The sequence below is a fragment of the Hymenobacter sublimis genome (assembly GCF_023101345.1).
GTDB lineage: Bacteria > Bacteroidota > Bacteroidia > Cytophagales > Hymenobacteraceae > Hymenobacter > Hymenobacter sublimis.
Window position 1 is genome coordinate 1,007,785 of sequence record NZ_CP095848.1, and the last position, 13,526, is coordinate 1,021,310.

The window sequence follows — 13,526 nt, forward strand, 5'->3', positions numbered from 1 at the left end:
CTAACGTGCAGACCCGTGGGCAGGCTAGGTGATGTGCGTAGCGCCTCGTTACAGCTGCCGCACTACCCGTTGGGTGGTGGTCCCGCCGGCTGTGCTGATCTGAATTAGGTACAAGCCGGACGGGTAAGCACTCAGGTCGAGTTGGGCGCTACGCCCACCTGGTACGCTATATACCCGCAGCTCCTGCCCTAGTACCGACAACACCCGAATGGTGGCTGGCCCGGCAGGAAGGTCTACCTGCAAGCGGCCAGTAGTGGGGTTTGGATACAAGGCTACCACTGGCAGGGAGGCGGAACGAACCGGCAACACCTGCCGGTACCGGGAGGCCGCGGCATCCGCTGCTACCTGGAGCTCCGCCAGGGAGGGGGCAGCCAGGACCGCAAATGCCACCACTGTCGAATCGCGGGGGCGAGGTAGGGCAGCGTGGCCCCAACTACCTGCGAGGCATCGGTGCCGGTGGCCGGGCCCGCCGTGCGCTGGCGTGTGCCACTGCTCAACGTCAGGAGCTTTTCGGCGGCGCTGAAACCATCGGCCAGCCGTACTGGCGTGCCTGCGGGAGCTTGGTTATCAATGGCATATACGCTGGGTTGCCCGCCGGTTAGTTGCTGCACACCAGCATAAACAGTAGCTTGGCGTGGCGCATAGAGGTAGCCCAGGCGGCGCACTGAGTCCCAGGCCGCTACATTACGGCCCGGCTCGCCGGGTAAGTCCCAGTCCATGTACAGCCCCACGCGCAGCGGCTTGAGCGTATCGGCGGTGAGGTTGGTGAGGCGGTACTCCAGAATCACGTAGTCGCGGTGAGGGGCAGCGGACCAGGCGTAGGCTCGTTGCCGCACCCGCACGCCCACCGAGCGTCCCATGGTCAGGGTCGGTAGCGAGTCGCGCAGTACGCCGGTGGCTTCCTGGTCGGCGCGCAGGGGCTGGGTAAGCCGGGTGGCCCGGGCTAGGGCGTAGAAGTCCTGGTCGGCGCCGCGCCGGTCGTTGCGCACGTTGTCGGATACGCCCGGGCCCGCGGCAGCAATGAGTAAGCCGCCCTCGGCCAGTAACGGGGCGCCCTGGCGGTAGCTAACGCCCTCCCCGAAGCTGGAGCCCAACCCATCGTAGCCGATATTGCCGCGGCTGCTCAGAGTCAGGAGCAGGTTATTGGCATCCAGCACCACGTAATCGGGGTTGAGCGTGAGCGTTTCGTACTGATCTTCTTGGTAGCCAGTGGTAGCATCCTGGAAGCGGTAGCGCAGCACGGCCTGGGTGTTAAGCGGTACCGAACCGGCTACGGCCAGCCGGAAAGGGGCCTGCGGGTTGCTACGCTGCTCCAGGGTAGCTAGGCTACCCACCCCAAATGTGCCCTGCCGCACCGTAACGTAGGGCGAAAGAGACGTTAGCGTCACCGTCAGGTTGGTAACCGGGCTGAGCAGGTTTTGCACCGCTACGGTCAGGCGCAAGGTGTCGCCGGGGGCGTAGGCACGGCGCTCCGGAGCGGCCGTGCGGCTTACTACCCGTGCCGACTGCCGGGAAGTGGCCGTAAGGGCGCGGGCAATGTTGAGGCGACCCGTGCCTAGCTTGCCCGCGTAGGCCACGTTGCCGGGCAGGGCATCAATGTTATCCGTCGTTTGCCGAAGCTGGGCGGCTATTTGGGCGGCAGTGTAGCGCGGGAAATGGGCGCGCAACAGGCCGGCCGCGCCCGAAACCAGCGGAGCTGAAAACGACGAGCCCCCAACGGCCACGTAATCCGAATTTGTGTCGCCCCAAGTTGTCAGAATGCCGATGCCGGGAGCCGAGAGGTCGACGTGGCGGCTGTAGGTTCCGTTGGTTTCACGCTCATCGGAGGGCCGGAGCATGGCCACTGAAAGCACGTGGTCGTAGCTGGCGGGGTAGAAATCCAACTCGGCTGGGGTGTTGCCGGCCGCTGCTACGACTACCGCGTCGCGGTTGACGGCGGCGTAGGTAATGACATCTTGCTCAAACTGAGAGCGGCCGCCAACCCCACCCCAAGACAGGTTAATGACCCGGCAGCCGTGGTCGGCGGCGTACACAATGGCTTCGTAGCCGCCAAAAGCGCCCGTAGGTGTGCTAGGATAGATTTTCAGGGGCATAAACCGGCACCGGAAGCCTACGCCCGCAATGCCCTTGCTATTATCAGGAGCGGCAGCAGCGCAACCCGCTACTAATATGCCATGGACACTGCCCGGCTCCCGGACCGGGTCGTTGTCGTGGTCGGCAAAGTCCCAGCCGCGGTAGTTGTCCACGTAGCCATCCTGGTCGTTGTCGATGCCATCGATGGGGTCGCGGCGGTTGAGCTGTACCTGGGAAGCCAGGTCTTCGTGGGTGAGGCGGGTGCCCCCGTCCACAATCCCAATAACCACGCTGGTATCCCCCTTGCTGATGTTCCAGGCCTGGTAGGCCCGAATATTTTTGAGGTAGTACTGGCCGTTGGCGGCGGTGGAATCGGCGAAGGGGTCATTGGGCTGATACAGCGGCGCGTAGCTGTAGAGCGGCTCGGCGTATTCCACGGCCCCGGTTTTGCGTAGGGCCCGGCAAGCCTCTTCCACGGACAGCGTTACGGGTAGTTCGGCCTGAAAAATTAGCTCCAGGTGCACGGCGCCGGGCTGGTCGGGGCCGGGCGGCTGGCTGTGAGGAAACTTCGGGCGAACCTCCCGCGCCTGCAGGCGCAGCAAGGCCGCATCCAGGGCCGCAACCCCAGTTGCCTGCCCGGCTGGGCGGCTGCCAGTTGGGGCTGACTTTAGCTTAAATACTACCCGCCCGGCAAGAATGGTTTTGGTGGCAGGTGCCGGAGTAGTTACCGGCAGCGGGCCTTGTTGGGCGTGCGCGGCCCCGGCAGTTAGCAGAAGGGCTGCTATCCAGCAGTGGGTAGTAAAACGGAGTAGCGGTAGTAGCATATACACAGAGGGAATAAGAGAAAACACAGCCCGCATGAGTCAGCAGATTAACGTACCTGCCTTTCTGTTTGGATGCGGGCTCGGCACTCCTCGTTCGTAAAATTAACCATTGGCAGCTAGCTTGATAGCTTCGTTTGAAGCTTTTCGACCAACCTGCGGCATTCACCCAGCTAGCAAGGTATTTTAGGTGGTAGGCGGCAGAGAATCTGCTTCATCCTCGCCCGGCTTTTGACTTATTTCCAGATAGCTGAACAAGCCTGTGACGTGAGCTTGTAGTAGCTAGCCCCGCCTGAAAAGTATTTTTATGCTGTCATTCTGAGCAGAGCGAGAATTCCGAAAGTAGCCGTTGGATACTTGACTCAGATTCCTCGCCCCCGCGTCCAATGACAATGACCTGCGGGCTTACTTGTGCCGACGTGCTACCTAACACCTAACAACAAGGCCGCCCTGTTTTGCCAGGGCGGCCTTGTTCTGAAGGCGGAGGTAGAGCAGCCTTACCGGCCGCCCTTGCTGTATTTGTACCGCTTGGGCGCGTCTACCATACGAAATTTGTAGGGGTTGCGCGAGTTCAGGTCCAGACCCAAACCAATAGGATTGTGGTTGCGCTTAAACTGGGACTTATCATTGGGGCGGCGCCCGCTTTCGTTGGAAACGCTGCGATACTCCCGGGGTTTTTCCACGAAGGTATCCTGGGAGCAGGAGGCCGTGGCCAGCAGAATGGTAAGCGCCGAGAAGGGTAGTATAGCTTTCATGAGTACAGGGGCTGAGGGAGGAGAAATGACGCCGCTAGGAAGGGGGCAGGTGTCTGAGCCTGTGTACTATAAATCATTCTAAAAAGATGCAGAAAAAGCGGAATAATCCAGTCGGTTTTTTTGCCGAGCTTACAGGCTTAGCATTTCCCGAAAGCGCACCGACTGCTGGCGCGAAACCTCGACCTCGGGCCCGCCCCGCAGCCGGATCTTCAGAGAGTTACTAAACCAAGGCTCAATGGCTTCCACCCACTGCAAGTTAATGATCTGCTGGCGGTTGGCCCGGAAGAATACCCTCGGGTCAAGGCGCTGCTCTAGGTGCTGGAGAGTGCGCGGAATCAGGGGGCGGTGCTGCTCAAAGTAAATCTGGGTGTAGCTGCCATTGATTTCAAACAGGCGAATGTCGGCCAGACGCACAAACCAGCACCGCTCGCCCTCCTTCACAAACACCTGATCCTGCTCCGTAAGCGGGGTAGGGGCCGGTTCTTCAGCCGGCGCTGAACCACCTGCGGGAACCATAGCCGTGTATTTGCTGCGGGCCTTAGCTAGGGCAGCGGCCAAGCGGTTTTCCTGGATGGGCTTGAGCAAGTAGTCCAGGGCATTCACCTCAAAAGCCCGCAGGGCGTACTCGTCGTAGGCCGTGGTGAAAATGACGTGGGGAGCCGCTTCCAACGATGCCAGCAGTTCGAAGCCCGTTTCGCCCGGCATATGAATGTCCAGAAATAGCAAATCGGGTTGCAACTCCCGCAACTGCTGCCGGGCCTCCTCGGCGTGCCGGGCCTCGCCCACGATACTTACTTCTGGGAAGGCCTGCAGCAAATGGCGCAGCTCCGTGCGGGCCAACCGAGAATCATCAACGAGCAAGGCGTTCATACAGCGCTTAGAAAAGGAAGAAGATTAAGAATCAGAAAGGAAGTGGCGGGCCTACCAGATTGCCGGCACGGCCAGAGCCTCCGCCGGGACTGCGGCTGCAACCGGTAGCTGCAGGTGCGCCACCACCATGTCGGGGGAGTGCGGGTCGTTGGCTAGGTGCAGGTGGGCAGTGGGGCCGAAGAGCAGGGCCAGCCGCTCCCGGGCATTGCGCACGCCTACCCCCTCGTGGCTGGGGCGGGGCTCGTAGCGGCCGGTGTTGCGCACCGTAATGTGCAGGGTGTTAGAGTCGTTGAGCTGGGCGCAGAGGCGGATGACGCCGCCCGCCGGCCGCGGGGCCAGCCCGTGCTTGATGGCATTTTCCACCAGCAGTTGCAGGGTCATGGGCGGAATCAGGACGGACAAGGCGGCCGAGTCAACGTCCAAGGTGTATTCCAGGCGCTCCTCCAGCTGCAGGGCCTCCAGCTGCAGGTAGTGCTCCACAATTTCCAGCTCCCGGCTCAGGGGCACCTGCTCGGCAGTGTTCAGCTGAATAGAGTAGCGCAGCAGATCCGAGAGGTGGGTAATCATGTCGCGGGCCCGGCCTGGGTTCTCCATCACCAGGGCCCGAATGTTGTTGAGCCCGTTGAACATGAAGTGTGGGTTAATCTGGGCCTTGAGGGTACGCATTTCGGCCTCCTGCACGGCCGCCGTTAGCTTCCACTTGTCTACCTCAGCCCGGCGGAAGCTGGTTAGGTAGTGCCAGCCGAAGTAGAAGCCCGCCCACAGCCACAGCAGAATATTTACGTTGACGGCGTACCCGAAAAACTGGGCCCAGCCGTGGGGAGCACCGTCGCTGGCCGGCCGGATCAGCAGGGCAATTACGGCCCAGATAACTACTTGGCTGAGCAGGGAAAGCACCACATTCGTCACCAACAGGCGGCCCAGCAACGGTAGCGGCCCCAGTTGCTCCCAGCCATTGGCCCGGATGTGGTAACGCAGCCAGTGGGTGATGCCCAGCATGGTGGCGGCGATGGTGAAATTAATCAGCAGCATGTCGCGCGGGCGGGCTCCCATGAAGGAAAAAGTCCCCGAGCAAATCACAAAATAGAGGCTCCAGCCCAGGAGCTGGCAGCGCCAGTACAGGCGGCTAGGAGGCGGAGCAAGAGCGTAAGAGAACATAAAGCGCGGAAGGCTAGGCAGCTGCGGAAGCATGAGAAAGCTCAGCGGCTACCCGCTGGTAGGCCTGCTGGTTGCGGCGGTAAGACACCCACAGCAGCCCGGCCAGCACCAGCAGCATGCCCACAATAAACATCGGAATCAGGTACAAATCGGTGGCTGAAGTGCGCAGGCCCAGCAGCAGGCAGCCCACCGGAATAAGGCCCGCCATCAGGGCAAAGGGACGGGCGTTGTAAAACCAGGCGTAGGGGAAAAAGTGGGCTCCCGTGATAATGCCGTAGGTCATAATAAAATGCTGCGGATACCGGCTGTACACAAAAATCAGGAAGGGGAAATAGAATAGTTGGGCGAAGTTCAGCCACAGTCCTAGCGGCTGCAGCGGGTTGTGCGGCAGGGTCCAGGTAGTGCGTAGCAGCTTAGAAAACAGCCAGGCCAGCGGCAAGGTAGCCGAGCCCACGAAGAAGGTAATGAAGCCTTTATGCGCAGGCGAACCGGGTAGCGTCCAGAGGAAGGCAATGGCTGCCCACACCAGGCTGGCCGCCACAATAAAGTCGAGCCCGTTTTTGGCTTTCACCGACAGCTCTAGCTTCAGAGCCGCAAATTCCTGTTCGAGTAACATAACTGCTAGTAGTAGGGTGAGGGTAGTACAACAGCGCTAAACTCTCCGGCGACTTTTGCCGCTGGGCGGGCGCAAGATAGGCGCCCGCCGCAACTGTAAAACCTACTTTTTTGCCAGGCTATTCTGCTTCAAAAAGGCATCGGTTTGGTTGAAAAACCACTGGGTATCGTCCCACATCAGGAAGTGCTTGCCCGCCTCCGACATTTCTATCCGGTGCTGAGGGAGCTTGGCGTACTGCTGCTCAAACACGGCCCGGGTGCCTTCCTTGGTGGAACCGTACTGCTTGTAGGCGGCCCAGGCACCCAGCACCAGCACGGGCTGCTGAATACGAGCAACATCTTGGCGCAAGTCGTTGGTCATCAAATCGTAGTAAGCCTGGGCCACGGTAGCAGGGTCAGAAGCTACTGACCAACGGGTAGCCTGGCTGATGCGGGCCGTGTCGGTCATCATGCTCCCCGACATCTGGCGGGCTGCCGCCACAGTCATTTTGCCGCTGCTCATTTGCTTGCGCATGCCCTCGGCCATGGGCTTGGCGGCTTCGGCCGTGAGGCTGGGGTTTTGCACTGCTGCCAGGAAGGGCAACGAATCGACGATAACCAGCGGGCCGGCTGCCTCAGGCTGGGTGCTGCTCAGCCACAGGGCCAGAAAGCCGCCCAGGCTGTGGCCGATGATGGCCGGCTTCTGGAGCTTCTGGGCCTTTATGTAGCCCAGGAGTTGGTCGCGCACGTTCAGCAGCAGCGGGTCGGTGCTGGCTGGGGCCGGGGCGCCACCGAAGCCGGCCAGGGAAATGATGTGGCACTGGTACTGCTTCTGGTAATGAGCCACGGTTTCGTCCCACACGGCGCCGGGGCAGGTTAGGCCCGGAATCAGGAGCAGGGGCTGGCCTTTGCCTACTACCCGCACCGTAAAGTTGGGGTGGGCTGCCGGCGTATCGATGGAGGCGGCAACGGGGGCAGCCGGCGCCGCCACGCTAGCGGCTGGGGCGGCCAGCACAACGGCGGCCGTCAGGAGCAGGGCCGAGCAGAAGGGGCGGAAGGTAGCGGTCAGGTTCATGGCGGAAAGCGGTTAAGAGTGGTGACGTTTGTTGCGGTTGATGAAGCAAACCTAGCCCCGCTAACGTCCCATCGAAACTACTTTTCAGCGAACGGTAAATCCGCCGGTCGAACGGTTAATCTGGCACCCGAACTGAGTAGCAGTACTAGGCCACTGAGGGTGTGCGCCGGCACCCGAGCTAGTCAATTCCGTTCTGGGCTTGTTGCGCACTAGCTGCACTTGCCGCCTGACCCAGGGCGCCTTGCGCGGGAAGCCGCGCCTACCTACGCGGGCCCTCCTTAAACGCAACAAGGCGCCCGCACGGGCGCCTTGTTGGGCAAAGTCTGGATGCTAGGGAAACACCCTAACTTGGCTATTCCCGTGCTTAAATGATGTTGCGCAGGTCTTGGCGCAGGTTCTCGATGCCGTGCCAGATGTCGTCCCAGGTGCTGCGGTCGTGGTCAGAGCCGGCGGCGGGCTTGCCGGCGGAAGCGGCTGCCTCCGGTCCGAGGCGCTCGGCAAGCCGGGCACGTTTAGCCTCCAGCGCATCGGCGTGCTGGTGGTAGGTATTCTGGGAGTTGGCGGTTGTGGCGTGGGCCCGGTTGCGTAGGGTCTGGATTTTAGCGTCGAGCTCGGTAAGCGCCTGGCGCAGATCTTCAGCGGTCAGGTGGGCGGGGGCGCGCATGTGTTCGGGGGAAGGAGTAGTAGCCATGAGTGCAGAGCGGTAAGGAGGGAGAAAAGAACCTAGACAGGTCCGTTCTGGAGTGTACTTACGCCCGCGCAAAAAGGATACAACACTTCTCTCACTCACCATTTCACTTCTTCACCACTCCCGCGGAATGCCTAGCTCCCGGGCTAGGGGAGCGGCGGCTGAGGCGTAGAGTAGGGTGAGTAGTTCATTCAACGCCGGTGCTAGCTCCACATGATAATCTTCGTGCAGCTTCTGAATAGATTTGACGACCTCGGCGGTGCGGCGGGCCAGGTGCTGGAGCAGGGGTTGGGTGGGACCATGCAAGCGGTTGGTGGCCTCGGGCTGGTGGCGCAGCACGTTGCGGAGCAGGCGCAGGGTCAGCTCAATTTCTCCCATCGTGTCGCCCGTGATTTTGCAGTGGTAGGTGAGGCGCTGCTGAAGCTGACGCACAATGTGCAGCAGGTCGTTGGGTGTTTGGTGGAAGCCCCGCACGGGGTCGTCTACTTGCTGCTGCAGGCGCTGGCGGCGTATTTCCAGCCCGTCTTCGCCCTCTAGCAACCGGAAGGCCAACTGCTCCGTCAGCACGGCATCCTGAGCGACGAGGCGGGTAAGCAGCGTGTCTTTTTCTTTCTGGGGCAGGTGTAGCAGCGCTTTGCGCAAGTCGGGGGAGAGAGTCGGCATAGAAATAATAAACGCTGTTTAACCCTGGCAGATTCCCCGCTAGTTCGTTCAAGAAGCATCCGCCGCGACTCTCCTAAAACGTGGCTGGTAAAACATCTGCTAAGCCTACCCAAGTAAGCAGGCCTTCTCGCCAACCTTGCCTGAAACGAGGAAGCAATACATTAAAGAAGATGTCTGCACCCTAAAAAGCCCGTTATGCCTTCGGCCAGTTCAACATCCTGGGCTTTGGCTTTACCGTGCACAGAGCCGAAACGGGTGGCTGTTTAGTTAGCTGCTTTTCTTAGGTTTCTTCGCTTCTCTACCTGTATAAGCCACGCGGTAGATAACCCCGTTATCATCGTCAGAGACTAGAAGGGAGCCATCCGGGGCCTGCACAATGCTGCAAGGGCGGCCGAATTCCGACTTGTCGTTTTCTACTAGCCACCCCGTCACGAAATCCTCAAACTGCTGGGGTTGGCCCTGCTCGTTGAAGCGCACTCGCACAATTTTGTAGCCCGAGGGCTGGGCCCGGTTCCAGGAGCCGTGCATGGTCACGAAGGCATCGTGGCGAAACTCAGCCGGGAACTGCTGGCCGCGGTTGAACACCAAACCCAGGGGCGCGGAGTGGGCTTTGTAGAGCAGCAAGGGCCGCACTGCTTTGGCGTCAAACTGCGCGTAGGAGTCGCCCGACTTAGGCTTGTTGGCGGGGTAGGGTTTACCGTCGGCAATGATGGAGGGCCAGCCGTAGTGCCCGCCTTCTTTAATCTGGTTGAATTCTTCCTGCTGGTCCTCGTCGCCGAGCCAGTCAATGCCGTGGTCGAGGCCGTAGAGTTGCCGGGTAGTTGGGTGCCAGTCGAAGCCGATGGTGTTGCGCAGGCCGCGGGCGTACACGCGGCGGCCCGAGCCATCCGTTTTGATCTGAAGCAGGGTGGCGTTTTCGGGGTTGTCTTCGTCGCAGGCGTTGCAGGTGCTACCCACCGAGAGGTAGAGCTGCCCATCCGGACCGAATTGCAGGGTGCGGTTGGCGTGCTGGCCGGCGTCGGGCAGGTCCTGATAAAGCATTTTGGGCTCGCTCAGGCTGCCATCAGGTTTCACATCGGCCACGTACAATTCCCGGATGGCGGCCATGTAAAGCTTACCATCTTTCAGGGCCAAACCATGCAGGTGAGGCTTTTGGGCTACCTGCTGCATTACTTCCGCCTTGCCGTCCTGGTTGGCGTCGCGGATCAGGGTCACGGTGCCTTTTACCCGGTTCGATACGTACACGTCGCCGTTGGGAGCCACGGCCAGCATGCGGGGCATGTCCAGGCCCTGGGCGTAGGCACTGACGGTAAAGCCGGCTGGCGCTTTCAGGCTGCTGATGCGCTCCGGGGTTGCGGGTAGCTTTTTGGGCAAGTAAATGTTGCCCGTCATTCGGAAAGGGGTAGCCTCTGGCGGCACGTTTTGAGCCGTGGCCGAGCAGGCAATGAGCAGCGTTGCCGCCAGCGAAAAAGTAAGTTTGGAAAGCATAGCGCAGAAGAATAGTTGCGCCTAGTTCAACTGCTTTTGCCGAGCTTGGGTTGCCTCAACGTACCACCAGCCACCCCGCATCCCAGCCGATACGCTAGCGCCAGTGCCAGCAAACCCGGTGGGAATGACAGGAGCGGCGGGAGCGGCAACACACGGTAGCCCCAGAGAATTGCTTGCTGGTTGAGTTATTGATTAGCAAGGTAGTACACCGTTGGTATGAGGTTTGGTGGCGCTTGAGACTACCGCTGACCAAACCGTAGTCCGGCTGTGAAGCCTGCCCGTAACCACACAAAACGCTGGACGCCAGGATAACTGCCCACAGATGCCACCCGGCAATAGGCCGGACCAGCAAATCCTTCAAGCGTGAAGCGTGACCACAACGCCTGATACCCGAGTAGGACGCCGGCCTCCTGCTCCCGTTTTCTGTTAGTGTCTGGCAGATTAAAATCGTCCCCTCTGCCTACACGGAGGCTGCCAATACCCACAAAAGGACTTAGGAAGAGTCCATCATTTGTTGAAGTCGACCACGGGTAATACCGGTAGTCTAGGTAGAATTTGGGCCCCTTGTCGGGTTCAGCATCTTGGTTGCGGAAGTACCGGTAACTGCCGCTGACTTGCAAGGCCGAATGGGGGCTTATCCCTATTTCTACTCCCACACCAGCAGAAAGGGGGATTAGCTCCTCGACTTGTAGCACAGGATTAACGCTCAGCTTAACCGTAGACGTCTGCCCAAAAGCTATTCGGGAGACAAAGCACCCGTTAACGAGTAGCAATTTGCATAGGAAGAGTATTGGACGACGGAATAAACGCAGCATAAGGGGTAAATATACTTCTCAGGTAATAACAGATGATAAGCAGAGGTTGAAATATACATAATCCGGCATATACAGAATCCGGCCCGGCATTGCCCCGCTGCTTCTGTTACTGAACAGCCTGCCCACTAACTGCCGCTACATAATGACGACCCGAAAATTAGGCTGTTCCCAACCCTTATCACTGATTACGGGTTAGCAAGTTCGAACCGGCGCGGCCCGGCTACCTTACTCTGACTTCTCACTGCTACCTCAATGCCTTACCGCTACGCCACGCCGCTGCTGCTCTTGCCCGTTGCCGCCTTCGCCCAAACGGCCCCGCCCGATACCGCCATGCTGCGGCCCCAGGTGCTGCCCGAAGCTACCGTAACCGGCTACGGCCAGCAGCTACCCCTGCGCCGCACCGCCGCCGCTGTGGGGGTGCTCGATGCCGCCGTGCTGGAGCGGTTTCCGCAGAACGCCCTGACCCAGGCCGTGAATACCCTGCCGGGCGTGCGACTGGAGGAGCGCGCCACGGCTAGCTACCGGCTCAGTGTACGGGGCAGCACGCTTCGCTCCCCGTTTGGGGTGCGCAACACCAAGGTGTACTACCAAGGCTTACCTTTCACCGAAGCCAGCGGCAGTACCCCTCTAAATCTGCTCGATCCTAGCCTGTTCGGGGGCATTGAGGTAGTAAAAGGACCGGCGGCCAGCGTGTACGGGGCCGGTACCGGCGGAGCCGTGCTGCTCACGGGCCGGCGCCCCCTGCTGGGCACTTCCCGAGCCCAGGTGGGCTTCACGGCTGGTAGCTTTGGACTGCGGCGCTATACAGTGGCGGCCGAAACAGGTACCGCTACTGGCTACCTACGTGCCAGCTACGCCCGCCAGACTCTCGACGGCTACCGCCAACAAAGCGCCCTGCGCCGCGACGTGCTGGCCCTCGACGGGGAGTGGCAGCCTACGGGCAAGCAGACCATCAGTTTGCACGCCCTGTACTCCGACCTAAACTACCAGCTGCCCGGCGGCCTTACCCGGGCTCAGTTCGAGGCTAATCCGCGCCAGGCCCGACCGGGTACGACCACCAGCCCTGGCACTGTGCAGCAGCGCGCCTACTATGCTTCGCGCACGGCCTTGCTCGGGGGTACCCACGAAGCCCGCTTCTCGGAGCGCCTGAGTTTGCGCACTACCTTGTACCTGAGCGGTAGCAGTATCCAGACGCCCTACCTCATTGATTTTGAGCGCAACACCTTGCTGGGCGGGGGCGGCCGGGTAGTGGCCAGCTACCGCACTACCCTGGCTGGGCGTACGCTCCGTCTTCAGGGTGGGGGAGAGGGGCAAACCGGCTTCGAAAGCTCCCGCAACTACCAGAACCGCGCCGGCACCCCTGGTCAACTGCGCTACGACGACGAAATTCGGACGCTTACGGGCTTTGCTTTTGCCCAGGCCGACTACGAGCTACCCGCCGGGCTGCTGCTCACGGCCGGGGCCAGCTACAACCGCCTGCGCTACCGCATCAGCCGCATTTCCGACGCCGCTACCCGCCCCGAGGCCTACCAACTGGAGCGCAACTTCCGGCCCGAGGTGTCGCCGCGGGTGGCGCTGCTGCGCGAGTTTGGGCTGGGCTTGTCGGTGTACGGCAGCATCAGCTCGGGCTTCTCGCCACCCACGGAAGAGGAAATTCGGCCTTCGGACGCTTCCATAAACCGCGCCTTGCAGGCTGAACGTGGCACCAACTACGAGGTAGGCGCCCGCGGGCAACTCTGGAATGAGCGGGTGCGCTATGATGTGGCCCTCTACGACTTGCGCGTGCGCCAGACAATTACTACCCGCACCACCGACCAGGGTACTCAGCTATTCGACAATGCCGGCAACACCCGCCAGCGTGGCGCCGAAGCGGCCCTCAGCGGCTGGCTCTGGCGGCCGGCAAGCAGCCTGACCCCTGGTACCGTAAGTGCTACCCAGGCGGGTGGTACCGGTCTGCGCGCCTTTGTAAGCTACGCCTACAACCACTACCGTTTCGGGAGCTACGAAAGCGGCGGCAACAATTTCAGCGGCAACCGCCTCACCGGCACGGCGCCCCACACGCTCACCACCGGCCTCGATTTCAGCCAGCAGTTGGGCTTCTACCTTAACCCCACCGTCAACCACCAAAGCCGCCTGCCCCTCAACGATGCCAACACCGAGTACGCCCCCGGCTACTGGACCTTTGGTAGCCGGGCCGGCTGGCGGCGCGAGCTGCCGAAAGGACTAGGCCTGGATGTATTCGGAGGAGTTGAAAACGTCACGAACCGCCGCTATTCCCTAGGCAACGACCTTAACGCCTTCGGGGGGCGCTACTTTCAGCCGGCCCCGGGCCGCAACTGGTACGGCGGCCTGCAACTGGGCTGGCGTTGGTAAAAGTTAGCCGGCAAAATAGGTGCGGCTACCACTGCTGCCAGGCCGGATGCCGGTGGAGTGCAGAAGTCCGCAGTAGCAGTGAAGAAGAGGGTTGGATGAGGCTCACCTGAGCGGATTTTATTGAGACCGAAGTACTAGCTACCCTTCAGATTT

12 protein-coding genes are annotated in these 13,526 nt (G+C 60.9%); 1 reads left to right on the top strand and 11 read right to left on the bottom strand.

Annotated elements, in window-relative coordinates:
- Window positions 1-48: 48 nt before the first annotated feature.
- The 11 genes from MWH26_RS04340 to MWH26_RS20235 all read right to left on the bottom strand — a co-directional run bounded on the left by MWH26_RS04340 (window position 49) and on the right by MWH26_RS20235 (window position 11,000).
- Window positions 49-393: a T9SS type A sorting domain-containing protein gene (locus MWH26_RS04340; RefSeq protein WP_247976192.1), complete on the bottom strand. Its 345-nt coding sequence runs from the start codon at window positions 391-393 to the stop codon at window positions 49-51.
- Window positions 342-2,897 (bottom strand): S8 family serine peptidase, encoded by a 2,556-nt coding sequence (locus MWH26_RS04345; protein WP_247976193.1) that lies wholly within the window; start codon window positions 2,895-2,897, stop codon window positions 342-344. The genes MWH26_RS04340 and MWH26_RS04345 overlap by 52 nt, the downstream gene beginning before the upstream one ends.
- Window positions 2,898-3,391: 494 nt before the next feature.
- On the bottom strand, window positions 3,392-3,649 hold the full coding sequence (locus MWH26_RS04350; protein WP_244695410.1) for a hypothetical protein: 258 nt from the start codon (window positions 3,647-3,649) through the stop codon (window positions 3,392-3,394).
- 129 nt (window positions 3,650-3,778) lie between these two features.
- Window positions 3,779-4,519 carry a LytR/AlgR family response regulator transcription factor gene (locus MWH26_RS04355; protein WP_244695411.1) on the bottom strand — a complete coding sequence of 247 codons (741 nt, stop codon included), beginning with the start codon at window positions 4,517-4,519 and terminating at the stop codon, window positions 3,779-3,781.
- Window positions 4,520-4,570: 51 nt separating this feature from the next.
- The gene (locus tag MWH26_RS04360) at window positions 4,571-5,677 is read right to left on the bottom strand and encodes a sensor histidine kinase (protein WP_247976194.1); all 1,107 of its coding nucleotides are present in this window, start codon (window positions 5,675-5,677) and stop codon (window positions 4,571-4,573) included.
- 13 nt (window positions 5,678-5,690) lie between these two features.
- Entirely contained in the window at window positions 5,691-6,293 is a 603-nt protein-coding gene (locus MWH26_RS04365; RefSeq protein WP_247976195.1) for a DUF7010 family protein, read from the bottom strand.
- Window positions 6,294-6,395: 102 nt separating this feature from the next.
- Window positions 6,396-7,346, bottom strand: coding sequence for an alpha/beta fold hydrolase (locus MWH26_RS04370; RefSeq protein ID WP_247976196.1), 951 nt, complete (start codon window positions 7,344-7,346; stop codon window positions 6,396-6,398).
- 364 nt (window positions 7,347-7,710) lie between these two features.
- A complete protein-coding gene (locus MWH26_RS04375) occupies window positions 7,711-8,037 on the bottom strand; it encodes a hypothetical protein (protein ID WP_244695416.1) in 327 nt (108 codons plus the stop codon).
- Between the two features lie 111 nt (window positions 8,038-8,148).
- A complete protein-coding gene (locus MWH26_RS04380; RefSeq protein WP_244695417.1) occupies window positions 8,149-8,697 on the bottom strand; it encodes a hypothetical protein in 549 nt (182 codons plus the stop codon).
- A gap of 267 nt (window positions 8,698-8,964) precedes the next feature.
- Complete coding sequence (locus MWH26_RS04385; protein ID WP_247976197.1) at window positions 8,965-10,185, bottom strand: PQQ-dependent sugar dehydrogenase; 1,221 nt, start codon at window positions 10,183-10,185, stop codon at window positions 8,965-8,967.
- A gap of 239 nt (window positions 10,186-10,424) precedes the next feature.
- On the bottom strand, window positions 10,425-11,000 hold the full coding sequence (locus tag MWH26_RS20235; protein WP_375374033.1) for a DUF3575 domain-containing protein: 576 nt from the start codon (window positions 10,998-11,000) through the stop codon (window positions 10,425-10,427).
- A gap of 252 nt (window positions 11,001-11,252) precedes the next feature.
- Between MWH26_RS20235 and MWH26_RS04390 the strand changes: the two genes are divergently transcribed.
- Complete coding sequence (locus MWH26_RS04390; RefSeq protein ID WP_247976198.1) at window positions 11,253-13,373, top strand: TonB-dependent receptor family protein; 2,121 nt, start codon at window positions 11,253-11,255, stop codon at window positions 13,371-13,373.
- Window positions 13,374-13,526 lie beyond the last annotated feature (153 nt).